This window comes from Cryobacterium mannosilyticum (genome assembly GCF_004402705.1).
GTDB classification, from domain to species: domain Bacteria; phylum Actinomycetota; class Actinomycetes; order Actinomycetales; family Microbacteriaceae; genus Cryobacterium; species Cryobacterium mannosilyticum.
Genome location: NZ_SOFM01000041.1, coordinates 24,430 through 47,431, shown reverse-complemented (window position 1 = coordinate 47,431; position 23,002 = coordinate 24,430). Strand labels below are relative to the sequence as shown.

General features: G+C 70.4%; 19 protein-coding genes and 1 tRNA gene. 13 read left to right on the top strand and 7 right to left on the bottom strand.

What is annotated here, in order from left to right; genetic code table 11:
• Nucleotides 1–279: 279 nt before the first annotated feature.
• Complete coding sequence (locus E3O32_RS13235) at nucleotides 280–1,182, bottom strand: hypothetical protein (protein ID WP_134510261.1); 903 nt, start codon at nucleotides 1,180–1,182, stop codon at nucleotides 280–282.
• 416 nt (nucleotides 1,183–1,598) lie between these two features.
• On the opposite strand from E3O32_RS13235, the gene E3O32_RS13230 reads away from it, so the two are divergent.
• Nucleotides 1,599–5,528, top strand: coding sequence for a Pls/PosA family non-ribosomal peptide synthetase (locus E3O32_RS13230; RefSeq protein ID WP_241974945.1), 3,930 nt, complete (start codon nucleotides 1,599–1,601; stop codon nucleotides 5,526–5,528).
• An 8-nt stretch (nucleotides 5,529–5,536) separates the two neighbouring features.
• Nucleotides 5,537–6,868: a M1 family metallopeptidase gene (locus E3O32_RS13225; protein ID WP_134510259.1), complete on the top strand. Its 1,332-nt coding sequence runs from the start codon at nucleotides 5,537–5,539 to the stop codon at nucleotides 6,866–6,868.
• A gap of 31 nt (nucleotides 6,869–6,899) precedes the next feature.
• Here the strand turns inward: E3O32_RS13225 and E3O32_RS13220 are convergent, their stop codons facing one another.
• Complete coding sequence (locus tag E3O32_RS13220; RefSeq protein WP_134510257.1) at nucleotides 6,900–7,628, bottom strand: 4'-phosphopantetheinyl transferase family protein; 729 nt, start codon at nucleotides 7,626–7,628, stop codon at nucleotides 6,900–6,902.
• 88 nt (nucleotides 7,629–7,716) lie between these two features.
• Here E3O32_RS13220 and E3O32_RS13215 point away from each other — a divergent pair, with 88 nt between their 5' ends.
• Nucleotides 7,717–8,733: a magnesium and cobalt transport protein CorA gene (locus E3O32_RS13215; RefSeq protein ID WP_134510255.1), complete on the top strand. Its 1,017-nt coding sequence runs from the start codon at nucleotides 7,717–7,719 to the stop codon at nucleotides 8,731–8,733.
• A gap of 14 nt (nucleotides 8,734–8,747) precedes the next feature.
• On the opposite strand, the gene E3O32_RS13210 is transcribed toward E3O32_RS13215, so the two are convergent.
• The gene (locus tag E3O32_RS13210) at nucleotides 8,748–9,740 is read right to left on the bottom strand and encodes an adenosine deaminase (RefSeq protein ID WP_134510253.1); all 993 of its coding nucleotides are present in this window, start codon (nucleotides 9,738–9,740) and stop codon (nucleotides 8,748–8,750) included.
• 139 nt (nucleotides 9,741–9,879) lie between these two features.
• Between E3O32_RS13210 and E3O32_RS13205 the strand changes: the two genes are divergently transcribed.
• Nucleotides 9,880–13,608, top strand: coding sequence for an AAA family ATPase (locus tag E3O32_RS13205; RefSeq protein ID WP_420898112.1), 3,729 nt, complete (start codon nucleotides 9,880–9,882; stop codon nucleotides 13,606–13,608).
• Entirely contained in the window at nucleotides 13,605–13,838 is a 234-nt protein-coding gene (locus E3O32_RS13200) for a hypothetical protein (RefSeq protein WP_134510251.1), read from the top strand. Before E3O32_RS13205 ends, E3O32_RS13200 begins: the two co-directional genes overlap by 4 nt.
• Before the next feature lie 122 nt (nucleotides 13,839–13,960).
• Here E3O32_RS13200 and mscL read toward each other — a convergent pair whose 3' ends face one another.
• The 3 genes from mscL to E3O32_RS13185 all read right to left on the bottom strand — a co-directional run bounded on the left by mscL (nucleotide 13,961) and on the right by E3O32_RS13185 (nucleotide 15,368).
• Nucleotides 13,961–14,380 carry a large conductance mechanosensitive channel protein MscL gene (mscL, locus tag E3O32_RS13195; RefSeq protein ID WP_134510249.1) on the bottom strand — a complete coding sequence of 140 codons (420 nt, stop codon included), beginning with the start codon at nucleotides 14,378–14,380 and terminating at the stop codon, nucleotides 13,961–13,963.
• A 12-nt stretch (nucleotides 14,381–14,392) separates the two neighbouring features.
• Nucleotides 14,393–14,719, bottom strand: a complete 327-nt coding sequence (locus E3O32_RS13190; RefSeq protein WP_134510248.1) for an FmdB family zinc ribbon protein — start codon at nucleotides 14,717–14,719, stop codon at nucleotides 14,393–14,395.
• Between the two features lie 70 nt (nucleotides 14,720–14,789).
• Nucleotides 14,790–15,368, bottom strand: a complete 579-nt coding sequence (locus E3O32_RS13185) for a 5-formyltetrahydrofolate cyclo-ligase (RefSeq protein WP_134510246.1) — start codon at nucleotides 15,366–15,368, stop codon at nucleotides 14,790–14,792.
• Nucleotides 15,369–15,402: 34 nt separating this feature from the next.
• Between E3O32_RS13185 and galU the strand changes: the two genes are divergently transcribed.
• From galU to E3O32_RS13160, 5 genes are all read left to right on the top strand, one after another.
• A complete protein-coding gene (gene galU / locus E3O32_RS13180) occupies nucleotides 15,403–16,296 on the top strand; it encodes a UTP--glucose-1-phosphate uridylyltransferase GalU (protein ID WP_134510244.1) in 894 nt (297 codons plus the stop codon).
• A gap of 82 nt (nucleotides 16,297–16,378) precedes the next feature.
• Nucleotides 16,379–17,038 carry a GNAT family N-acetyltransferase gene (locus E3O32_RS13175; RefSeq protein ID WP_134510242.1) on the top strand — a complete coding sequence of 220 codons (660 nt, stop codon included), beginning with the start codon at nucleotides 16,379–16,381 and terminating at the stop codon, nucleotides 17,036–17,038.
• 72 nt (nucleotides 17,039–17,110) lie between these two features.
• Nucleotides 17,111–18,127, top strand: a complete 1,017-nt coding sequence (locus tag E3O32_RS13170; protein WP_134510240.1) for a hypothetical protein — start codon at nucleotides 17,111–17,113, stop codon at nucleotides 18,125–18,127.
• 108 nt (nucleotides 18,128–18,235) lie between these two features.
• Nucleotides 18,236–18,308, top strand: a tRNA-Ala gene (locus E3O32_RS13165).
• Nucleotides 18,309–18,669: 361 nt separating this feature from the next.
• The gene (locus E3O32_RS13160; protein WP_166790854.1) at nucleotides 18,670–19,251 is read left to right on the top strand and encodes a TetR/AcrR family transcriptional regulator; all 582 of its coding nucleotides are present in this window, start codon (nucleotides 18,670–18,672) and stop codon (nucleotides 19,249–19,251) included.
• Nucleotides 19,252–19,281: 30 nt separating this feature from the next.
• Here the strand turns inward: E3O32_RS13160 and E3O32_RS13155 are convergent, their stop codons facing one another.
• On the bottom strand, nucleotides 19,282–20,085 hold the full coding sequence (locus E3O32_RS13155; protein ID WP_134510236.1) for an IclR family transcriptional regulator: 804 nt from the start codon (nucleotides 20,083–20,085) through the stop codon (nucleotides 19,282–19,284).
• Nucleotides 20,086–20,262: 177 nt separating this feature from the next.
• On the opposite strand from E3O32_RS13155, the gene E3O32_RS13150 reads away from it, so the two are divergent.
• From E3O32_RS13150 to E3O32_RS13140, 3 genes are read left to right on the top strand one after another with little or no spacing between them, the layout of a single operon-like run.
• Nucleotides 20,263–20,979 carry a CoA transferase subunit A gene (locus E3O32_RS13150; protein WP_134510234.1) on the top strand — a complete coding sequence of 239 codons (717 nt, stop codon included), beginning with the start codon at nucleotides 20,263–20,265 and terminating at the stop codon, nucleotides 20,977–20,979.
• Nucleotides 20,980–21,013: 34 nt separating this feature from the next.
• Nucleotides 21,014–21,667: a CoA transferase subunit B gene (locus tag E3O32_RS13145; RefSeq protein WP_134510232.1), complete on the top strand. Its 654-nt coding sequence runs from the start codon at nucleotides 21,014–21,016 to the stop codon at nucleotides 21,665–21,667.
• The gene (locus tag E3O32_RS13140; RefSeq protein ID WP_134510230.1) at nucleotides 21,664–22,857 is read left to right on the top strand and encodes an acetyl-CoA acetyltransferase; all 1,194 of its coding nucleotides are present in this window, start codon (nucleotides 21,664–21,666) and stop codon (nucleotides 22,855–22,857) included. The genes E3O32_RS13145 and E3O32_RS13140 overlap by 4 nt, the downstream gene beginning before the upstream one ends.
• Nucleotides 22,858–23,002 lie beyond the last annotated feature (145 nt).

The window sequence follows — 23,002 nt, the reverse complement described above, 5'->3', positions numbered from 1 at the left end:
CCGTATGGTCCGCGGCTCACCCCAGATCAAAGCCCCACCCTGGTACGACCCGAAACAGAACTGGCACCCCGCCAACCAGAACCGCGCCCGCACCGCCACGGCAACCCGGCACTGACCCCGGGTCCCGGGTCCCAGGTCCCGGGTGGGTCTCGGGTGGGTCTCGGGTCTGGGGTCTCGGGTCTGGGGTCTGGGGTCTGGGGTCTGGGGTCTCGGGTCCAGGTCTCGATGCTCGTCCACCGGGACGCACGACCTCGAGCTGAACGCACCGAGGAGTCGGCGTCACGCCGCCGAGACCTGCTCGAGGCGACGACGCCGGACTCCCCGGCCCACGATCAGCCCGAGAACCATGACACCGACCGCGGGGATCAGCAGGCTCGCCGATCCGCCCTGCACGCCGAGAGCGTTCACGAACACCTGAGCGCCATAGTCGACCATCTCGGCCGGGCGGGCCGCGAGCACACGGGATCCTGCTGCGGCGCTGACCGCAGTGAACACGGCCGGACCGATCCAGAGGGCCAGAAAACCGACGACGGCGGCGGCCACACGGCCGATGGTCGTGAGGCCGCACCGGGCCACAGCTAGCCCCACGATGACGGCCGGAACCCACCGGGCCGCGCTCAGTAATGCCATGGCGGTCTCGGTCGCCGTGAAGGTGAACGGGCGCGCAATCAATCCGGCCAGCCACGGGCCCATCGCCACCGCGGCCAGGCTGACGGCGATCACCGCACCGGGAGCAGGCGCCCGGGCAACGAGCAGCAACACCAGCAGGCCGACCAGATTCGCGGCTATCGTTCCGGCAGTCAGACCGTAGAGATAGACGTTTGCCGCCGTATTGTCCACCAGTCCGGTGGCGACCGTGACGGCGGTTTGCACGGTTGCGCCGACCTGCACTATCTGCACGCCGACCACGAGGGCAACGAGCTCGAATCGAGGCTGCCGCGACCGCGTCGCCCGCGCGACGCCGCCCGCGATCGCCGAACCCGTGACCATCACCGCGACCAGCAGAGTGATTGTGTACTGGCTGAACGGCAACAGGGTGAGCGGCATCTCCGCCGCCGATACGTCGACCGCCCAGAGATTCTGCACGGGCAGGCGCATCCCGGTGACCAGCCAGGGCAGTAGTCCGACGATCGCTGAGACAGCCCCCACGAACAGGTACGAAACCGGACTGATTGCATTCATCCGCGTGATCATGTTCACCAGACCCCCCTCTTCTGAAGTCGCAAGGATAGCAGCGGGGCCCGACCGCGCGACGGGTGCCTCGGGGCTCGCACCGGTTCGAGCGTTGCGTCGAGGTTGACGGTGTTGATCGTAGGACGACGTGATGTGGTCGCGCTGGCAGAGGTCAGGCGGCGACCGCCGGGGGAGCCTGTCCGATCCTGCTCTGTTCTCTGTCTGCCGGGAGGGCGCGGGTCGGCCGGGTCGCCGCCTTCGCCACGCAGGCGGGCATTCGCCGGCGGGGCAGGGAGGCGGTGCCATACCGGCCAGGGCAGCGGCCTGGACACCTGCCGACACAGTTTCCCTGCCGGTTACCTGCGGGCTCTAAACTGGGACATCGCGTCGCGGGACTGCCACTCCGCCGCGGACGAGGAGCCTGCGTGACCCAGATCCAGCCCGACCAGAACGTGCTCGCGGCCGGAACGAAAGCCGCGCCGGTGCGCACGCTCGTCGATATCCTCGCCGAGACGGCGTCCGCCCACCCGAGCGCGCTCGCGCTCGAGGACCAGGACGGCGCCATCAGCTACCGCGAGCTCATGCGCCTCGTCTCAGGGCAGGCCGGGCAACTGAGCGCGTCCGGGGTGCGCCGGGGCGACAAGGTCGGCATCCGGATTCCGTCCGGAACCCGCGAACTCTACGTCTCCATCCTCGCCACCCTCGTCGTCGGAGCCGCGTATGTGCCGGTCGACGCCGACGACCCGGAGGAACGTGCCCGGCTCGTCTTCGGCGAGGCCCGGGTCATCGGGGTCGTCGGACGGGGCGGCCGGTTCGCACTGGCCGGCACCGTCGACGAGGCGGCGCTGGCCGAACGACCGCTGCCGCCGGGGGACGACCTGGCGCTGGCCCACACGCCCGGGGTCATCCCCACCCCGGACGACGACGCCTGGGTCATCTTCACCTCCGGGTCGACCGGGGTGCCCAAGGGTGTCGCCGTGACCCACCGGTCGGCGGCGGCCTTCGTCGACGCCGAGGCCGGGCTCTTCCTCCGCTCCGAACCGATCGGCGCCACCGACCGGGTGCTGGCCGGCCTGTCGGTGGCCTTCGACGCCTCCTGCGAGGAGATGTGGCTGGCCTGGCGCCACGGCGCCTGCCTCGTCACCGCCCCCCGCTCACTCGTGCGATCCGGTGCCGACCTCGGGCCGTGGCTGATCGCCCACGGCGTGACGGTGGTGTCGACGGTGCCCACCCTCGCCGCGCTCTGGCCGGACGAAGCCCTCGAACAGGTGCGGCTGCTCATCTTCGGCGGCGAGGCCTGCCCGCCGGAACTCTCCGCCCGTCTCGTCGCCCCCGGACGCGAGGTCTGGAACACCTACGGTCCCACCGAGGCCACCGTCGTGGCCTGCGCCGCGCTGATGGACGGCACCGACCCCGTGCGGATCGGGCTGCCGTTGCACGGCTGGGACCTCGCCGTCGTGGATGCCGCCGGCGACCGGGTGGTGCACGGCGGCACCGGCGAACTCATCATCGGCGGCGTCGGGCTTGCCCGCTACCTCGACCCGGCCAAGGACGCCGAGAAGTACGCCCCGCATGCGGGGCTCGGCTGGGAACGTGCCTACCGGAGCGGCGACCTGGTGCGGTTCGAGCGGGAGGGCCTGGTCTTCGTCGGCCGCGCCGACGACCAGGTGAAGCTCGGCGGCCGGCGGATCGAACTCGGCGAGATCGAGGCGGCCCTGCGTTCCCTGCCCGGCGTGGCCGGCGCGGCCGCGGTCGTGCAGAAGACCCCCGCCGGCAACCAGATCCTCGTCGGCTACCTCGCCCTCGCCGACGGGGCTGCGGCGTTCGACCGGGCGGCAGCCACCGACCGGCTCCGTGGGGCACTCCCGGCCGCGCTCGTTCCGCTGATCGCCCTCGTCGACGAGCTCCCCACCCGCACCTCCGGCAAGGTCGACAGGGCCGCGCTGCCCTGGCCCCTCCCGGCCACCGGCGACGGGGAGACGGCTGCGCTGACCCCCACGGCGGCCTGGCTGGCCGGGCACTGGGCCGCGATCCTCGGCGTTCCCGTCGACGGACCCGACGCCGACTTCTTCGGCCACGGCGGCGGCTCGCTCTCCGCCGCCCAGTTCGTCTCCGCCATCCGGGAGCGCTACCCCGACACGCGCGTCTCCGACGTCTACGACCATCCCCGGATCGGAGCCCTCGCCGAGGAGCTCGACGCCAGGCTGCCCCCGGCGCCGACGATCGTGCGCGAGGTCCTCCCGGTGCCCGCGCGCAGCCGGATCGCCCAGACGCTGCTCGGCATCCCGCTGCACGTGCTCGTCGGCGCGCGCTGGCTCGTCTTCCTCGCCGCGGCGAACAACCTGCTCGCGGCCTGGGGCGGGGCGACGTTCGCGCCGACGATCTCCTGGTGGTGGGTCGCCCTCGGCTTCCTGCTCTTCGTCACCCCGCCCGGGAAGATGGCCATCTCCGTCGTCGCCGCGAGACTGCTGCTGCGCGGGGTCACTCCGGGGGACCACCCGCGGGGCGGATCCGTTCACCTGCGCCTCTGGCTGGCCGAACAGGTCGCCTTGCTCGTCGACGCGGCCAGCCTGGCCGGGGCGCCGTGGATCAGCTACTACGCCCGGGCCCTCGGCGCGGAGGTCGGCGAGGACGTCGACCTCCATGCGCTCCCGCCGGTGACGGGGATGCTGACCATCGGCCCGCGCGCAGCCATCGAACCGGAGACCGACCTGGCCGGCTACTGGCTCGACGGGGACGTGCTCCGGCTGGGACGGGTGGAGATCGGCGCCGAGGCGACCATCGGGGCGCGCAGCACCCTGCTCGGCGGTGCCCGGATCGGCGCCGGCGCCGTCATCGAACCGGGTGCCGCCGTCTCGGGCGAGGTGCCCGACGGCGAACGGTGGGCCGGATCACCCGCCGTCCGGGTCGGTGCGGCCCACGGGTCGTGGCCCGCCGAGCGCCCGCCGCGGGCCCGCCGCTGGCTGATCGCGTTCGCGGCAGGGGCGGTCGGCATGACCGCCATCCCGGCCGTGGCCGCCGGGCTCGGCGTGATCGTGGTGGGCGCCGCCATCGGCGACGCGGCGACCCTGGCCGACGCGCTCTGGCGGGCCGCCTGGGCCACCCCGCTCGCCGTCGTCGTCGCCGGCCTGGTCTACGCGACGCTGGTCGTCGCCGCGGTCCGGCTGGTCGGAGTCGGCCTCCGGGAAGGGTACTACCCGGTGCGCAGCCGGATCGGCTGGCAGGTCTGGATGACCGAACGCATCCTCGACGGCGCACGCACCCTGCTGTTCCCCATCTACGCGAGCCTGCTCACCCCGGTCTGGCTGCGCCTGCTCGGCGCCAGGGTCGGCGCCGGGGTCGAGGCCTCGACCGTGCTGCTGATCCCGTCGCTGACCACCATCGCCCCGGCCGCCTTCCTCGCCGACGACACCATGGTGGCCTGTTACGAGCTCGGCGGCGGCTGGCTGCGCATCGGCCGGGCCAAGGTCGGGCGGCGCGCGTTCCTCGGCAACAGCGGCATCGCCGGCCCGGGCCGCACGGTTCCGCGCAACGGGCTCGTCGCCGTGCTCTCCTCCACGCCCCGCAAGGCCAAGCGCGGCTCGTCCTGGCTGGGCAACCCGCCCGAGCGGCTGCGGCGGACGGTGACGGATGTCGACGAGGCCCGCACGTTCCTGCCGCCGGTCCGCCTGCGCACCGCCCGTGCCCTCTGGGAGGTGTTGCGGATCGTGCCCGTCATCGTCACGGCCCTGATCGGGCTCGGTGTGCTGGCCGCCCTCGACGGGCTGTGGCTCGGCCTCGGCCTCGGTTGGACGGTAGCGCTGTCGGGGATCGTCATGCTCGGCGCCGGCGCCGTCGCCGCCGGGGTCACGACGGCGGCCAAGTGGAGCCTGGTCGGCCGGATCGACGCGACCGAGCATCCGCTCTGGTCGTCCTTCATCTGGCGCAACGAGGTCTCGGACTGCTTCGTCGAGATGGTGGCCCGGCCCTGGTTCGCCGCCAAGGCCGCCGGCACCCCGGTGCTCTCGGTCTGGCTGCGCAGCCTCGGCGCCCGGATCGGTCACGGGGTGTGGTGCGAAACCTACTGGCTGCCCGAGGCCGACCTCGTCACCATCGACGACGGGGTGAGCGTCAACCGGGGCTGCGTGGTGCAGACGCACCTGTTCCACGACCGGATCATGCAACTCGACCGGGTGTATCTCGGCGAAGGGTCGACCCTCGGCCCGCACAGCGTCATCCTCCCGGCCGCGGCCGTGGATGAGGGCGCCACCGTCGGGCCTGCCTCGCTGGTGATGCGCGGCGAACGCGTGCCGGCCGGGTCGCTCTGGGCCGGGAACCCCATTTCGCCGTGGCACCAGCCGCCGTGGCAGACTTGATCCCCACCATGCCTCAAACCCCGCTCCAGACCACCATCGGTTCGGCGTCCGCCGGCGACGCCTACCTCCCCGCGAACGGGAACGGCGGCTACCGTGCCGTGCACTACGACGTCGACCTCGACTACCGGGTGGCCACCAACCAGCTTCGGGCGACCGCGACCGTCACCGCCGTGGCGTCGATGCGGCTCGACCGGTTCAGCCTCGATTTCGACGGGCTCAGCGTCGACCGGGTCACCGTCGACGGGGTCAGGCCGCGGAAGGTCTCCCAGTCGGCGCGGAAGCTCACGATCACCGCGGCGACCACGATCGAGGCCGGCCAGCGGTTCGAGGTGACCGTGCGGTACCGGGGGGCGCCGCATCCGCTGCGCACCATCTGGGGTGAGGTCGGCTGGGAGGAGCTGGACGACGGCGTGCTCGTGGCCGGCCAGCCCACCGGCGCGGCCTCCTGGTTCCCCTGCAACGACCACCCGGGCAACAAGGCCTCCTTCCGGATCCGGGTGACCTGCGAGGACCCGTACACGGTCGTCGCCAACGGGAAGCTGGTCTCCCGGTCGTCCCGCTCGGGGCGCACCTCGTGGACCTTCGTGGTGGCCGAGCCGATGGCCACCTACCTGGCCACCGTGCTGATCGGCCGGTACCGCCGCACCGACGTGGCCGCGGCCCCGGTCGCTCAACGGATCTTCTTCCCGGCCAACCTCGCCCACGAGACCGGCATCGACTTCGGCCGGCTGGGCGAGATGATCTCCCTGTTCAGCGGTCTGTTCGGGCCGTACCCGTTCGACGCGTACTCGGTCGTCGTCACCGACGACGAACTCGAGATCCCGCTCGAAGCCCACGGGCTGGCCGTCTTCGGCCGCAACCACGTGGACGGGCTGCACGGCAGCGACCGGCTGATCGCGCACGAACTCGCCCACCAGTGGTTCGGCAACAGCCTCACCGTCGGGCTGTGGAAGGACATCTGGCTGCACGAGGGGTTCGCCTGCTACGCCGAATGGCTGTGGGCGGAGGCCAGCGGCGGCCGCACGGCCGACGAGAGCGCCGCCTGGCACCGGGCCAAGGTCGACACGTTGCCGCGAGACATCATCGCCGGCGACCCGGGCCCGCACGACATGTTCGACGACCGGGTCTACAAGCGCGGCGCCCTGGCACTGCACGCCTTGCGGCGTTCGCTCGGCAACGACGCCTTCTTCGGGGCGGTGCGGGCGTACACCAGGGAACGGCGGCACGGCACGGTGTCGACCGGCGACTTCGTCGAGTTCTTCACCGTGCACACGGGCAGCGGTGAGGTCCACCACATCGTCGACCGCTGGCTGTTCCGCACAGCACTGCCCAAGCTCTGACCGGGTCAGGGCCGCCGGTCAGTGCGGCAGGTCAGTGTCCCCAGCCCGGGGCAGTGGCAGGCCACGGATGCGCCCCGCCGGGAGCACCCGCACGGCTGGGGAGCACCCGCACGGCCGGCTGCGCCGCGGTGAACACGGCGACTGTGCCCGCCAGGCCGGGCCCGGCGTCGAAGGCGGCGAGACGGGGGAGGACGCGGGGGAGCCCGTCGCCGGGCTCGGCGCTGAGATGAGGGTGTGCCTCCTCGCCCGGCCGAGGGAGGCGCACGGTCAGCGTTCGGGGGTCGACTCTCAGGCCGACCCCGACTGCCTTGAGGGCGGCCTCCTTGGCGGTCCAGGTCTCCGCGCGGGTCCGGTCGGCGTGACCGGCCGGCAGCTCGGACAGCGCGGCGAGCTCGACCGGGCTGAAGGCCACGTCGTCGAAACCGGCACGGCCGACCGCGGCGACGCTCTCGATGTCGATCCCCACGGGGCCGGCGAACGAGAGAGCGACCGCGACGGTGGCTCCCGCCCGGCTGAGGCTGACGTCGAGCCGGCGTCCGGCGCCCGTCTCGGGGCCGACCGCGCCATCGGCGCCGCGAACGGCCGGCCGACCGTGGTCGGCGCCGCCGCAGACCGGGCAGCGCCGGTCGAGCGACAGCGCGCCGGGGGCGGAACCGAGGACCCAGCCGGCGGCGGCCAGCAGGAAGGCGCGGTCGGCGGCATCCGTCTCGCCGCGCGGCCCCAAGAGGACGAAGACATCGGGCGTTCGCTCGTCAGTCACGCCCCCACGCTAGCGCCCGGACGGGCCGTGTCCTGCACTTCCCCGTTCGCCCCGGTGCGACACTGGAACCTGCACACGAGGAGAACCGATGGCACTGATCGACAACGCGATCTACGTGAACGGCCGCCGGGCCGCGACCCCGAAGACGCTGGACGAGACCTACGAGGTCATGAAGGCGAACAACGGCTTCGCCTGGATCGGCATGTACCGGCCCTCGGAGCGGGAAGTACGCTCCGTCGCCGCAGAGTTCAGCCTGCACCACCTGGCCGTCGAAGACGCCCTCAAGGGGCACCAGCGCGCCAAGCTCGAGCGCTTCGACGACATCCTGTTCGTGGTGCTGCGCCCGGCCCGCTACATCGACGACGAGGAACGGGTCGAATTCGGCGAACTGCACGTGTTCGTCGGACCGGACTTCGTCGTCACGATCCGTCACGCCGAATCCCCGAACCTGGCCAGGGTGCGCGAACGGATGGAGTCGACCCCCGAACTGCTGGCGTTCGGCCCTGAGGCGGTGCTCTACGCCATCCTCGACCAGATCGTCGACGAGTACGGTCCCGTCGTCGCGGGCCTCGAAAACGACATCGACGAGATCGAGGACCAGCTCTTCGACGGGGACCAGGAGGTCTCCCGGCGCATCTACGCGCTCTCCCGCGAGGTGATCGAGTTCCAGCGGGCCACCCAGCCGCTGGTTGGCATGCTCGAGGCACTCCAGCGCGGCTTCGACAAGTACAGCGTCGACGTCGAACTGCACCATCATCTCCGGGACGTGCTCGACCACACCCTGCGCGTCGCCGAGCGCGGCGACGCGTTCCGGCAGCTCCTCGACAACGCCCTGATCGTGCACAGCACCCTCGTCACCCAGCGTCAGAACGACGAGACCCGGCGACTGTCCGAGACCAGCCTGGCCCAGAGCGAGGAGGTCAAGAAGATCTCCAGCTGGGCGGCCATCCTCTTTGCGCCCACCCTCGTCGGCACGATCTACGGCATGAACTTCACCCATATGCCCGAGCTGAAATGGGTCTTCGGTTACCCGTTCGCGCTCGGGCTGATGGTGGCGATGGGGTTCGGCCTCTACGGGGTTTTCAAGAAGAACGGCTGGCTCTAGGCCTAGGTCCAGGTCTAGGCCTGCGCTGCTCGCCAGGCGTCGACCTCGGCGCCCAGCGCCGCCTTCCCGGCGGCGTCCAGGAACGACGCCTCGATCCCGTTCCGGGCGAGCAGGGCCAGCCGGTCGGGGCCGAGTCCGAACTCGCGGTCGAGCGCGGCCAAGTTGTCGTCGATGTAGCCGCCGAAGTAGGCAGGGTCGTCTGAGTTGATGCAGGCGAGCAGCCCGCGGTCGAGCATCCGCACGATCGGGTGGTCGGCGAGGGTGTCGATCACCCGCAGGCGCACGTTGGAGAACGGGCAGACGGTCAGCGGAATCCGCTCCCGCACCAGCCGTTCCAGGAGCGTCTCGTCCTCCAGGCTGCGGATGCCGTGGTCGACCCGTTCCACGCCGAGCAGGTCGAGGGCCTGCCAGACGTACGCGGGCGGGCCCTCCTCGCCGGCGTGCGCCACGAGGTGCAGCCCGTTCGCCCGGGCGAGTTCGAACACCTCGGTGAAAAGCTCGGGCGGGTAGCCGACCTCGGCGGAGTCGAGTCCGATCCCGTCGATCCGGAAGTCGCCGGCCAGGATCTCCCCGAGCATGGCCAGCGCTTCGGCGGCCGGCCGGTCCCGCAGGAAGGTCACGATCAGCTTCGTGCTGATGCCCCAGTCCGCCTCCGATGTGTCGAGGGCCTCGCGCACCCCGCCGAGGGCGGTGAGCAGCGGGATGCCCCGGCTGGTGTGGGCCTGCGGGTCGAAGAAGATCTCCGCATGGCGCACCCCGGCCGTGCGCGCCCGCTCGAGGTAGGCGCGGGTCAGGTCACCGAAGTCGACCCGCTCACGCAGCACGTCGAGGTTGCGGTAGTACAGGTTCAGGAAGGACTGCAGATCGTCGAACTCGTACTGCGCTCGCAGTTCGGGCAGGGACGCCCAGGGCAGGGTGACGCCGTTGCGTGCGGCCAGGTCGAAAATAAGCTCGGGTTCGAGGGTGCCCTCGATGTGCAGGTGGAGTTCGACCAGGGGGATTTTCATTGCCCCATTCTCGCAAGCGGATGAGCCGGCTGCCGCCCACCCGCCGCCAGGGGCATTCCCGGGCCGATTTTTGCGCGGAATCCGGCGAAACCCGGGCCGCCTCACCGGGAAACGGGCGAGTCTGACTTAGGGTGTCGATGTGTGGCGACCCGATAGAAAAGTAGATGATGACGGCATCCTGTCGGAAATTCAGGATGCTTCCCCCGCCGACCCGCACAATCTTGCCTCGGCGCATGCGGTCAGCCTCGGCGACCCGGCCCTCTCGGTGGGCAACGTGGCGGACCCGGCCTGGCAGCGCTGGCGTGACGAACTCGCCGACGTCGGCGGCCGTTCGCCGCTGCTGCACTTCAGCGACGGGCCCCGCACCCGGATCGAGCTCAGCGCCACCCACCCGGGTGGTCTCCCGCAGTTCATCACCGGCAAGACCACCCTGCTCTCCAACCTGATCCGCGACGAACTCGCGCTGCGCAACGCGCGACTCGCGGCCGGGGAGATCACCCAGAAGGGGATCGAGCTGCGCTCGATGCGCGGCATCGAGTCGGTCCACCTCGCGATCGGCCTGGCCGAATGGCGCCACGGCGATGTCGACTACACCGCCCCCGTCCTGCTGCGTCCGCTCGCAATCCGCCGCTACGGCCGCGACTTCGAGCTCAAGCTCAAGGGGGCGCCGTTCCTCAACCCCGAGCTGGCCCGCGCCCTGGCCGACCAGTTCCAGATCACCCTCGATGCTGACGCGTTCGTCGCGCTCGCGGTCACCAACGGCGCCTTCAAACCGCAACCCGTGATCGACCGACTGCGCGGACTCACCTCCCACCTGCCCTGGTTCAACGTGGTCCCGCGCCTCGTTGCCTCGTCGTTCGCCGACGTCGGGCGCGCGCTGGCCGCCGACGCGGCCCGGCTGGAGCATCCGCTGCTCGACGCCGTCGCCGGCAACCAGAACGCGCGGCGCGCCATCGAGACCGCCTACAACCCGGTTGTGCCGATCGGCCAGGATGCCCGCCCGCCGGCCACCGACACGCTCCTCCTCGACGCGGACTCCGAGCAGGAGAACGTCGTCGCCCAGATCGCGGCCGGCAACTCCCTGGTCGTGAAGACCCTGCCGGGCACCGGCGGCACGCAGACCATCGTCAACGCGATCGGCTCGCTCATCTCCCAGCACAAGCGCGTGCTCGTGGTCAGCGCCAGGCGGTCCAGCCTCGACGGCATCGCCCACCGCCTGGTGCAGGTGGGGCTGCCCGGCGTCGCCGTCACCCCGCGCACCCTGCGCCGTGACCTGATCCAGTCGATCACCCGCAACGAGAAGGCCACCCAGCCGATGGTCGGCGACGTGGACGACGCCCTGGTGCGCCTGCGCAAGGTGCTGCTCGACTACCGCTCGGCCCTCACCCGCCGGGACAGCGCCCTCGGCGTCTCGGTGCTCGACACCCTCGGCGAGCTCGCGCGTCTCGCCCAGCTTCCCTCGCCCCCCTCGACGACCGCCCGGCTTGACCGGTGCGCCCTCGAACGCCTGGCCCAGGGTCGCGCGGCCGCCGCCGCGACGTTGATCAAGGCCGCCGCACTCGGAGAGTTCCGGTACGGGCCCGGCGATTCGCCCTGGTACGGCGCCTCGTTCACCTCGACCGCGGACGCGTCCGCGGCGCATCAGCTGGCCAAACGGGTCAATCAGGTCGAGCTGCCGCGCCTGCTCGAGCGCGCGGCCGGACTCGTCGGCCAGACCCGGCTGCGTCCGTTCGAGACGATCGCCGAACTCGGGATCTACCTGCGGCTGCTCCTGGACATCCGGGAGACCCTCGACAAGTTCCAGCCTGCCGTTTTCGACCGGCCGCTGACCGAGCTGATCGCCGCGACCGGGTCACGTCGGGAGTCCGCGGAGATGCCCTCGGCGAGCCGCCGCCGGCTGCGCCGGCTCGCCGAGGAGTACCTGCGCCCCGGCGTGCACGTCAGCGATATGAACGAGAGCCTGCGGCGCATCCAGCAGCAGCGCACCCTGTGGCAGCGCTACGTCGTCGCCGGGGTCACACCCGAGGTGCCGGTCGGGATCTCGGATGTCCACGTCGCCTTCCAGCGCGTGTCCGAGGATCTGGCGAGCCTCGACATCCCGCTCGGCACCGCCGGCACCACCCGCCAGCTGTCCGCCCGGCCGATCAAGGAACTCATCTACACGATCTCCGGGCTCGCCGCCGAGAGCGAGGTGCTCGCCAACCTGCACGAACGCACCGCGCTGCTCGCGACCCTGCGCGAACACAACCTCGACCCCCTGATGACCGACCTGGCCCAGCGCCACGTCTCCGAGAAGGACGTCGCCGGCGAACTCGAGCTCGCCTGGTGGCAGTCCGTGCTCGAGACCATGCTCAGCGGCGACAAGGCCCTCCTGAACGCGAACACCCAGGTGCTCGACCGTCTCGAGGCCGACTTCAAGCTCGTCGACGAGGCGCACGCCTCCAGCACCGGCCAGTTGCTGGCCTGGCTGCTCGCCGAGACCTGGAAGATCGGCGTCGTCGACTGGCCCGAGGAAGCCGACAACCTCCGCCGTCTGCTCCGCGCCGACCGGGCGACGCCCAACCGGCTGCACAAGGCGGCGCCGCATCTGGGCCGCGTCCTCGCGCCGGTCTGGCTCGCCTCGCCGTACGAGGTGGCCGGCCTTGACGATGTGATGGGCTTCGACACCGTGCTGCTCGTGGACGCGGGGGCGACCGCCTTCGCCGAGAACGTCGGCGCCATCCGCCGCGGCAAGCAGATCGTGGCCTTCGGTGACCCGGTGACCCAGACCCCGTCCGCGTTCGAGACCGGGATCAGCGAGTCAGGCGACGACAGGTCCGGCCAGGACACCAACGTCGACGCCCTCCACGCCGACTCCGCCCTCGCCCGCCTCGGCGAACTGCTCCCCACCCTCACGCTCACCCGCAGTTACCGGGCCGGCGGCGAGGACCTCGCCGAGCTCGTCAACCACCGCTTCTACGGCGGCCGGATCGACTCCCTGCCCTGGGCCGGCAGTTTCCTCGGCCACGGCAGCCTCACCCTCAACTACGTCGCGGGCGGGCACGGCATGCCGGACGCCGACAGTGGGGCCGTCGAGAGCGTCGACGCCGAGGTGGCCAAGGTCGTCGAACTCGTCATGGAGCACGCCGTCAAGCGCCCGCGGGAATCGCTCATGGTGATCACGGCCAGCGCCCGCCACTCGGTGCGGGTGCACCAGGCGGTGCTCTCCGCATTCTCCAAGCGCACCGACCTGTCCGACTTCATCCTGAAGGACCGGGCCGAGCCGTTCACCGTGCTCACCCTCGAACAGGCCGTGGCGCAGAGCCGCGACCGGGTCATCTTCTCCATCGGCTACGGCCGCACCCCGCACGGGCGCCTGCTCACCAACTTCGGTTCGCTCGGTGAACCGGGCGGCGAGCGGCTGCTCGCGATCGGGATGACCAGGGCGAGGCGGGCGATGGACATCGTCTCCTGCTTCCGTCCGGCCGACATCGACGAGGACCGCCAACGCCACGGCATCCTCGCCCTCTCCCAGGTGCTCAGCGAAACGGAGGCGCGCCGCAACGAGGCGCAGGTGCCCGACGCGAGCGAGGCCATGCTCGTCGACCTCGCCCGCCGGCTCGAACGCCTCGGCCTGACCGTCTCGCTCGGCCATCGCGGCAAGCTGGCCCTGGCCGGCTCCCACGCCGGCCGCGCCGTCGTCGTCGAGACGGATGCCGTGGTCGGCCGGTCGAGCCTCCGCGAGTCGCTGAGGCTCCGGCCCGAGGTGCTGCGGCGCCTGGGCTGGCACTACCTGCGCGTGCACAGCTTCGAACTGTTCAGCAACCCCGATGCGGTCGCCGCTCGGGTGGCCGCCCTGGCCGGGGTCAAGCGATCCCCGACCGAATGAGCGGGGATGCCCCGGCCGGTTCGGACTCAGGCAAGCCGAGGCAGGCGGTCGTCAAAGAGCCGGGGCGGTCACGCCGCGCGAAGCTGATGCCCGCGCCGGACACCGACCCCGACCCGCATCCGCCGGTGCTCCGCGAAGAGGGCGGTGTCGCACCGGCGAGCGTGGACGCCAGGGCGGCCCGCAGCGAGAACGATGCCCGGCTCCGTCAGGACCGTCCGCCGCACTGGTAGAGCCCCGGAGCATCCGCGCCCGCGTCGGCAGGACGCGACGGCCGGGGCGGTAGCGGGGTGCGGAACCGGGCGCGGCGACAGGATCGGCGTCGACGCGGTTCTGCCGCGCCGACGCCGTTCGGCTACGGCGCCTTGGGTGCTTCGGTGGCGAGCAGATCGCGGATCTCCGCGAGCAGGTCGAGCTCGGTGAGCGGAGCCGCCGTCGCGGCGCCGGCGGGGGCCAGGGCGGCGCGACGGCGCTCCTGGGCTTCCTTCATGCGGTTGATCGGCAGCACGAAGACGAAGTACACCACGGCGGCGATCAACAGGAAGTTGATGATGGCCGAGAGCACGAGGCCGAAGGCCAGGTTTCCGCCACCCGGCAGGCCGACCAGGAGCGCGGTCTTCAGACTGTCCGCGTTGAAGATGGCGCCGATCAGCGGGGTGAAGAGTCCCTCCACGATGGCGGTCACGACCGCGGTGAACGCCGCGCCGATGACGACGGCGACTGCCAGGTCGATGACGTTGCCGCGCATGACGAATTCTTTGAAACCGTTGATCATGGTCGAAGCTCCTCAGTTGGCGGCCGGAGTCGGCGCGCTCTTGATGGTGGTGGGTGAGGCAGCGGCCGGGGACTTCGTCTCCGCTTTCGCGGGCGCGGTGTGGCTTTTCTCGGTTGGGGTGGAGGACGGTTTCGACTTGGCCTGCTGAGCCGACTTCGCGTCGGACCGGGCGTCGTTCTGGTAGAAGCCGGACCCCGTGAAGCTCACGCCGATCGATGAGAACACCTTGCGGAGCTTACCGCCGCAGTTGGGGCACTCGGTCAACGTGTCATCGGTGAAGGCCTGCTGGATATCGAAGGCGGTGTCGCACTCGGTGCAACGGTAGGAATAGGTAGGCACTGGAACTCCGGCTGTGGGACCCGTGCCGCATGCGGAACGTGGGTCTCCGATTGTGAGAATGGTTCGGGGGTTAGAAAGCGATGATTCGGGTGGGGGTGACCAGGCCGTCGACGGGCTGGTCGTGTACTTCGCGGGGCACCTCGTCGAGGTACTCGCCGTCGAAGACGACGGCGTAGACCGGGGGGCACTTCTCCATCGACCCGAGGGTCTTGTCGTAGTAGCCGCGGCCCCAGCCCATCCGCAGGCCGCTGCGGTCGACAGCCGCCGCCGGCACGATGATCAGGTCGACGTCGTTGATTGCGATCGGACCCAGCAACTCGCCGGCCGGCTCCGGAACGCCGGCGAGACCCTCGACCTCGGTTTGGTCCTCCCCGACGGTCCAGTCGAGCAGACCGTCGTCACGGGAGACGGGGAACAGCACCTTGATGCCCTGGGCCTCGGCCCAGTTCACGAACGGGCGGGTGTTCGGCTCGTTGCGGGCGGACAAGTAGCAGGAAATGGACCGGGCGGAGAGGTCCAGGACGGTGTTCTGGAGGTTCTCGGTGAACCCGGCGGTGGCGGCATCCCGTTCCGCAGACGTCATGTTCTGGCGGCGCTCCCGCAACTCGGCGCGGAGCGCCCGCTTTCGGTGAGCGATGTCGGAGTCCATACAAGTCATCCTAGATGCCGATAGCGTTAGGGGCATGGGTACTCGAATCACTAAAGCTGTCATTCCCGCCGCGGGCCTGGGCACCCGGTTCCTGCCTGCCACCAAGGCGATGCCCAAGGAGATGCTCCCCGTGGTCGACAAGCCGGCGATCCAGTACGTCGTCGAGGAATCGGTGGCCGCCGGCCTCCACGATGTGCTGATGATCACCGGGCGCAACAAGAACGCCCTCGAAAACCACTTCGACCGGATGACCGAACTCGAGGCGATCCTGGAGAAGAAGGGCGACCAGAGCCGCCTTGAGAAGGTCAACCACGCCACCAAGCTCGCCGACATCCACTACGTGCGCCAGGGTGACCCGCTGGGCCTGGGCCATGCGGTGCTCCGGGCGAAGATGCACGTCGGCGACCAGCCGTTCGCGGTGCTGCTCGGTGACGACATCATCGACGCCCGCGACCCGCTGCTGGCGAAGATGCTCACCGAACAGGGCAACCGCAATGCGAGCATCGTCGCGCTGATGGAGGTGGACCCGTCGCAGATCCACCTCTACGGTGCGGCCGCGGTCGAGCCGACCGACGACCCCGACGTGGTGCGAGTGACCGGCCTGGTCGAGAAGCCCAGCGCGGCGGATGCCCCGTCGAACCTGGCCATCATCGGCCGGTACGTGCTCCGCCCCGAGGTGTTCGACGTGCTCGAGCACACCCAGCCGGGCAAGGGCAACGAGATCCAGCTCACCGACGCCCTGCAGGAGATGGCCGCCACCCCCGAGACCACGGGCGGCGTCTACGGCGTCATCTTCCGGGGCCGCCGGTACGACACCGGCGACCGCCTCGACTACATCAAGGCCATCGTGCAGCTCGCCGTGGACCGCGACGACCTCGGTCCCGACCTCCGCCCCTGGTTGCACGACTTCGTCGCCACCCTCGACTGAGCCGCGAGAACGGAGGCGCGGCGGCCGCGGCGGGTCGGCTACATTTGTGACACACCATCGGGCATGAGGAGACGGACAGGCAGTGGCGATCGCGATTCCGACGCTTCACGAGGGTGAAGTGACGTTGCGCCCCGTGCGGCTGCGCGACGACAAGACGCTCGAGCAGGCGTTGATGGAGAACCGCGGCTGGCTGCGAAAGTGGGAGGCGACCAGCCCGTACGCGCCGATGTCCTTCGACACGAGGTCCAGCATCCGAAGCCTGCTCTCGCACTCGCGCAGCGGGCACGGCCTGCCGTTCCTGATCGAGTACGAGGGCGAGCTCGCCGGCCAGCTGAACGTGTCTTCGATCACCTGGGGTTCGCTGTCGTCGGCGACCATCGGTTATTGGGTCGGAGAACGGTTTGCCGGCAAGGCGATCACGCCGATCGCCGTCGCCCTGGCCACGGACTACTGTTTCGGGCAGCTCGGCCTGCACCGGATGGAGATCTGTATTCGCCCGGAGAACGCCCCGTCGCTGCGGGTGGTCGAGAAGCTCGGTTTCCGCTACGAGGGCCTGCGCCGCCGGTACATCCACATCAACGGCGACTGGCGCGACCACTATTGCTTCGCCCTCGTGGCCGAAGAGGTTCGGCAGGGCGTGCTGCGCCGCTGGCGTGAGGGCGCGGTCTCCCCGGAGGCCGCAATGGTGAGCGTGCTGGACCGGGCCGCGGCGGCGCATCCGCTGCCGATCAGCGACCGATGAATTCGGCCGATCTCGGTGACACACCCTCGGTAATCAGCTCCGGAGGGGCGCTGCGCTCCTAGCGTAGACAGCATGAGTAGCGAGGTCCTGGGTGGGGGAGTGATGGTGGCGGTCGCCGCTGCCCTCTGGGTGGCCTATCTCATGCCGACCTGGGCGCGCCGGCATCAATATGTGACCACCGAGCGGAACGCCGTTCGGCTGCAGCAGACGCTGCGCATCCTCGCGGAGACCTCGGAAGTGCCCCAACAGGTCCGCCTCGAAGCGAACGCTCGCACCGTGGTCTCCCAGCGCAAGCTGCTGGCCCAGGCCGAAGACGACGCCAGGGCAGAGGCGCGCGCCGTGGCAGGCGCCGCGACGGCCGAGCGACGTGCGGTGGCGGATGCCGCGGCCGCCGAGCGTCGCGACACGGCGGCGCGGGCCGCAGTCAATCGTTCGGAAAGGCGAGGACCTCCCATTTCAGCTCACCTCCTGCGCTCCCGGCGGCTTCGTCGCGGTCGGGCGCTCTCCACCCTTGTCCTGCTCGTCGGTGTCGTGCTCCTGGTCAGTGGCGTGCCGTCCGCCGTGGCAGGCGGCCCCTGGACGCTGGCTGCCGTCGGCGCGGCTGCGGCTGCCCTCGCCTTCGGGGCCCTGTCGCGACTGGCTCGCACAACCCGGCGCGCGTCCCGGCTCCGCGTCAGCGGCTCCGGTGGCGAATACGAGGAAGTGCCGGCCAGGGCCGGCCAGCGGTTCGAACCGGTGCAGTTCGACGAGGTCCCGGTGGCCACGCCGACCTGGACGCCCCAGCCGCTCCCGCTTCCCCTCCACCTCGCCCCTGGCACGATCGCCCAGACGGCCATGGCGTCGGCGGATGCCGCGGCCGGACTCCGGAAGGCGGCCGCGGAGGCCGAGGTGGCCAGACGCGCCGCCCAGCTCGCGGTAGCCGTCACGCCGCTCAAGCGCGGGGTGGCCGCGCCCACAACCGCTCCCGCCGCCTCGTCCGCCGTCACTGCCGCATCGAACCGATTCGCGTCGATGGGCGTGGTCGGCGAGACCGCACCGGGAATGACCGACCTCGACGCCGTGCTGCGCCGCCGCCGCGCCGTCGGCTGACGCTCCGCGCTGCCGGACTTTTCGGCCCAGGGACTGCTCCGATTCGCGACGCGACGGCAGGTCTGCTCCAACGCGGTCCCCACGCGTGATATTCTGCATAAGCGGTAAGGGGCTATGGCGCAGTTGGTAGCGCGTCTCGTTCGCAATGAGAAGGTCAGGAGTTCGAATCTCCTTAGCTCCACCGAGCACGATGAGAAAGCCCCCGGGAGACCGGGGGCTTTCTTCGTGCCGCGAATGCGGGCCCGGCGGCATCCGTGGTCGCCGTTCCCTCGCCCGCAGCCCGAGGTTGAACCGGAGATTTGTGCGACACGCCGGAATGCGCGCCCGCCCAGCCGGCGCGTCGAGAGATTCTCCGCCGTGGCCGACCGCCGCGCTCGGCGAGGGGGAGCGCTGCCCCAGCCAGGCCTTGAGCCTGGCCGGGGCGGCTTCGTCCCGGGCCCCTGAATCCCCCACGGTCATTCGAGTATCGAATCTCACCACGGAACTAGTACGATCGTACAACATGTGGGGAGGTTCTGGTGGTTCGCAGTGATGCTCGCTCCGTGGAGACTCGCGAGCGCATACTCGCCGCCGCCGCGATCGAGCTCGCCGACCGCGGGTACGCCGGCACGTCGATTGCCCTCATCGCCGAGAAGTCGGCCACCGGGAAGGGCCTGGTTCAGTACCATTTCAAGGCGAAATCGGACATTGCCCTGGTGATTGTGCGCTCCGCGTTCTCCCAGGCGCCATTCGCCAATGTGCTCGGAGTCGACACCGTTCACGGGCTCGAAGCCGTGGTCGCGTCGATCCGCAGCGTCGCAGGAGCGTTCCGCGACGACGTGCAGGTTCGGGCCGCGGTTCGGCTGATGCGGGAGTACCACCTGATTCCCGTCACGCTGCCGACGCCCTACGTGGGGTGGATCGCGCGCATCGGGGCGCTGCTGCGGGAGGCCGAGGCTGCCGGCGATGTTCGCCAGGGGCTCGATGCCGACCGGGAGGCCTGGCACCTCGTCGGCTACTTCTACGGCGTCCAGGAGATCTCCAATCGCCTTTCCGCGCGTGAAGACCTCCCCGAGCGGATCGAGGAGATGCTTGCCCGTGCGCTCGTGACCTTGGGGACCGTCGCCCCGGAACGATATCTCTGACGACTCGACCGCGGGCGCGGTGCGTTCGTCTCAGCCGGGATCGCCGGGGAGGCCCGGTTTCTGCAGGAGCCGGGTGATCCGGTTGGCCTCCTCGAGCAAAAGCTGCCCGAGCACCTGCTGCCGCTCGGGCCGGAATCTCGGCTCGATCCCGGTGAGGGAGAGCGCCCAGGTCGGCCGGTTGGCGCGGTCGAAGATCGCGGCGCCCATGCCCCAGCTGCCCTCGAAGATGAGCCCGGGGTTCACCGAATACCCGGTCACCCTGGTGCGGCTGAGGTTGGCGCGGATGGCGTCGGGCGAATGCTGCTCTCCCCACCGGGCGACGAAGGCCTCATCCTGCACGAGCAGCTGCTCGGCCTCCGCCTCGGGGAGGAACGCCAGGATGGCGATCCCGGCCGAAGCGACACCGAGCGGGAAGCGCACGCCCTCGTGCAGCACGAAGGAGCGGATCGGGAAGCTGCCCTCCTCCCGCAGGAGGCAGACGGTCTCAGTGCCGCGCCGGATGGACAGGAACGCGCTCTCCCCGGTCTCCTCGGCCAGGCGCTGCAGGCTGGGCCGGGCCAGCTCCTCGATCGGATAGCGCTGGGCCGCGACAGCTCCCATCACGAAGATCTCCGGCCCGTAATGCCAGGTGTGGCTGATCGGGTCGTGGTCCAGGATGCCTTCGGCCGCCAGCGAGCTGAGCAGGCGGTGCACGGTGGGTCTGGTCAGGCCCGAATCGCGCACGATCTCGGCCAGGGGGGTGCCGGCCGGGTTGCGCCCCACCAGTCGGAGCAGCAGGGCGATGCGCCCGACGACCTGCGCGCCCTGCACGGGGCTGCCCTGGTTGACGCTCATAATTTCTCCCATACGTCCATAATGTGGATATCAATGAGCCTACTGTTCACGGAGTGGATGATCGCAATTCTCGCGAATCTGAGGCGATTGACAGCGGTCCAATTCGCCGCCTAGCATTGCCGACAGACGTCATGTCCACAAAGTGGATACGCAGAATTGCTCGATGAGGAGAATTCCATGTCCAAGGTTTCAGGCAGCGCCGCCGACGCGCTCAGTGATGTGTTGCGCGACGGGATGGTGCTGGCCGTCGGCGGATTCGGGCTCAGCGGGATCCCGGCCGACCTGATCGACGCGGTGCGGGCATCCGGGGTGACCGGACTGACCATCGTCTCCAACAACATGGGCGTCGACGGACTGGGACTGGGCCGCCTGCTCGACGCGGGACAGGTGCGGAAGGTGATCGCCTCCTACGTGGGCGAGAACAAGCTCTTTGCCGAGCAGCTGCTCGCCGGGCGGCTCGAGGTGGAGTTCAGCCCCCAGGGAACGCTCGCTGAGCGCCTGCGGGCCGGCGGCGCCGGCATCCCCGCGTTCTACACGAAAACCGGGGTCGGCACCCTGATCGCCGAGGGCAAGCCACTCGCCGAGTTCGACGGCGTCACCTATCTGCAGGAACGCGCGATCATCGCGGACGTCGCGCTCGTGCACGCGCATCTCGCCGACACAGAGGGCAACCTCGTCTACCGCTACACGGCCCGCAACTTCAACCCGATCGTGGCGACGGCCGGCCGCATCACCGTCGCCGAGGCCGAGCACATCGTTGCGCCGGGGGACATCGACCCGAACCACGTCGTGACCCCCGGGGTCTACGTGCAGCGGCTGGTGCAGGCGACCCGGCGCACCAAGAACATCGAGCAGCGCACCGTGCGGTCCCGGCCCGCCGCAGTGTCCGCCTGACCCGGCCTGAGATTTTCGACCAAGGAGCATGAGAATGACCTGGACCAGAGACGAAATGGCCGCGATCGCGGCCGAAGAACTGAGCGACGGCGACTACGTCAACCTGGGCATCGGCATCCCGACCCTTGTCGCCAACAACCTGCCGGCCGGCATCCGCGTCACGCTGCAGAGCGAGAACGGCCTGCTCGGCATGGGGCCGTTCCCGTGGGAAGGGGAGGAGGACGCCGACCTGATCAATGCGGGCAAGCAGACCGTGACGCTGCTGCCCGGGGCGTCGATCTTCGACTCCGCAACCTCGTTCGGGATGATCCGCGGCGGGCACGTGAAAGTCGCCATCCTCGGGGCCATGCAGGTCTCCGGCACCGGCGACCTCGCCAACTGGACCATTCCCGGGAAGATGGTCAAGGGAATGGGCGGCGCGATGGACCTGGTTGCCGGGACACCTCGGGTCGTCGTGCTGACCGAGCATGTGGCCAGGGACGGCTCCCCGAAGATCGTCGAGACCTGCACCCTGCCGCTGACCGGCGTCGCGGTGGTCGACCGGATCATCTCCGACCTGGCCGTGTTCGACGTCACCGACGCCGGCCTCGTGCTCCGCCGGCTGGCGCCCGGCGTGAGCGTCGAAGAGATCCGCAACAAGACCGAGTCGGCGTTCAGCGTCGCGATACTGGGAGTGGTGGGCGAATGAGTCTCAAGGAACAATTCGGCACGGACGTGCTCCTGACCGGCTGGGGCCACAGCCGGTTCGGCAAGCTCACCGAGGACACCCTCGAGTCGCTGATCGTGCGAGTGGCCGCCGAGGCGATCGAGAACTCCGGCGTCGACGCCGCCCAGATCGACGAGATCTACCTGGGCCAGTTCAATTCCGGCCTGGTCCCGCTGGGTTTCCCATCGTCGCTGGCGCTGCAGACCGACCCGGCGCTCGCCAATGTGCCGGCCACCCGGGTCGAGAACGCCTGCGCGTCCGGCTCGGCCGCGTTCCAGCAGGGCGTCAAGGCGATCCTCGCCGGAACCGCCCGCACCGTGCTCGTGATCGGCGCGGAGAAAATGACGGATGCGTCGCCGGAACTGGTCGGTTCGGCCCTCCTCGGCGCGGACTACGACCTGGCCGGGCAAGAGTCCACGTCGGGCTTCGCGGGGCTCTTCGCCGTCGTGGCCGGCGCCTACGAGGACCGGTACGGCGCCATCGGCGACGTGCTCGGCTCGATCGCCGCGAAGAACCACCGGAACGGGGTCGACAACCCGTTCGCCCAGTTGCGGCGTGACCTCGGTGAGGACTTTTGCCGGACCGTCTCGGACAAGAACCCGATCGTGGCCGGAACCCTTCGCCGCACCGACTGTTCCCCGGTCTCCGACGGGGCCGCGGCCCTCGTGCTCACGACCAGCACGGCCCGCTCCGCCGGCGCCGCCACCGACCCGGTGCGTCTGGCCGGCTTCGGCCACGCCAACGACTTCCTGCCGGCGGCGCGCCGTGACCCGACGGAGTTCGCGGCCACCCGGGTCTCCTTCGAACGTGCCCTGCGGATGGCGGGGGTCGGGCTCGACGACCTCGACTTCGCCGAGGTGCACGACTGTTTCACCATCGCCGAGTTGATCATGTACGAGGTGATGGGGCTGACCGCCCCCGGAGAGGGGCGCCGGGCGGTCGAGGAGGGCTGGGTCTACCGCGACGGGAGGATGCCGGTCAACATCTCCGGCGGGCTCAAGGCCAAGGGCCACCCGGTGGGCGCGACCGGGGTCTCCCAGCACGTCGTCTCCGCCATGCAGCTCACCGGCACGGCCGGCGCCATGCAACTTCCGGCGCCGCGCCGCGCCGTCGTGCAGAACATGGGCGGCGTCGGCGTCGCCAACTACGTCAGCGTGCTCGAGGCCGTCTGACCCTCGAGCTCCGGAGCCGGCCGAGCCACCGTTCACGGTGTCCCGGCCGGTGTGCTCGCTGGAGGGCGCGGCCTCGAAAACGGTGCTGCCGAGGGCGTCGCCCAAGAGGCCTCGCCGGTGTCACAGTGCCAGGTCTCATGCTCGT

Excerpts from the sequence above, each read along its gene's own strand:
- E3O32_RS13235 (WP_134510261.1), bottom strand. The coding sequence starts at position 1,182 with ATGAATGCAATCAGTCCGGTTTCGTACCTGTTCGTGGGGGCTGTCTCA.
- E3O32_RS13225 (WP_134510259.1), top strand. The coding sequence starts at position 5,537 with ATGCCTCAAACCCCGCTCCAGACCACCATCGGTTCGGCGTCCGCCGGC.
- E3O32_RS13215 (WP_134510255.1), top strand. The coding sequence starts at position 7,717 with ATGGCACTGATCGACAACGCGATCTACGTGAACGGCCGCCGGGCCGCG.
- E3O32_RS13210 (WP_134510253.1), bottom strand. The coding sequence starts at position 9,740 with ATGAAAATCCCCCTGGTCGAACTCCACCTGCACATCGAGGGCACCCTC.
- E3O32_RS13200 (WP_134510251.1), top strand. The coding sequence starts at position 13,605 with ATGAGCGGGGATGCCCCGGCCGGTTCGGACTCAGGCAAGCCGAGGCAG.
- mscL (WP_134510249.1), bottom strand. The coding sequence starts at position 14,380 with ATGATCAACGGTTTCAAAGAATTCGTCATGCGCGGCAACGTCATCGAC.
- E3O32_RS13185 (WP_134510246.1), bottom strand. The coding sequence starts at position 15,368 with ATGGACTCCGACATCGCTCACCGAAAGCGGGCGCTCCGCGCCGAGTTG.
- galU (WP_134510244.1), top strand. The coding sequence starts at position 15,403 with ATGGGTACTCGAATCACTAAAGCTGTCATTCCCGCCGCGGGCCTGGGC.
- E3O32_RS13170 (WP_134510240.1), top strand. The coding sequence starts at position 17,111 with ATGAGTAGCGAGGTCCTGGGTGGGGGAGTGATGGTGGCGGTCGCCGCT.
- E3O32_RS13155 (WP_134510236.1), bottom strand. The coding sequence starts at position 20,085 with ATGAGCGTCAACCAGGGCAGCCCCGTGCAGGGCGCGCAGGTCGTCGGG.
- E3O32_RS13150 (WP_134510234.1), top strand. The coding sequence starts at position 20,263 with ATGTCCAAGGTTTCAGGCAGCGCCGCCGACGCGCTCAGTGATGTGTTG.
- E3O32_RS13145 (WP_134510232.1), top strand. The coding sequence starts at position 21,014 with ATGACCTGGACCAGAGACGAAATGGCCGCGATCGCGGCCGAAGAACTG.
- E3O32_RS13140 (WP_134510230.1), top strand. The coding sequence starts at position 21,664 with ATGAGTCTCAAGGAACAATTCGGCACGGACGTGCTCCTGACCGGCTGG.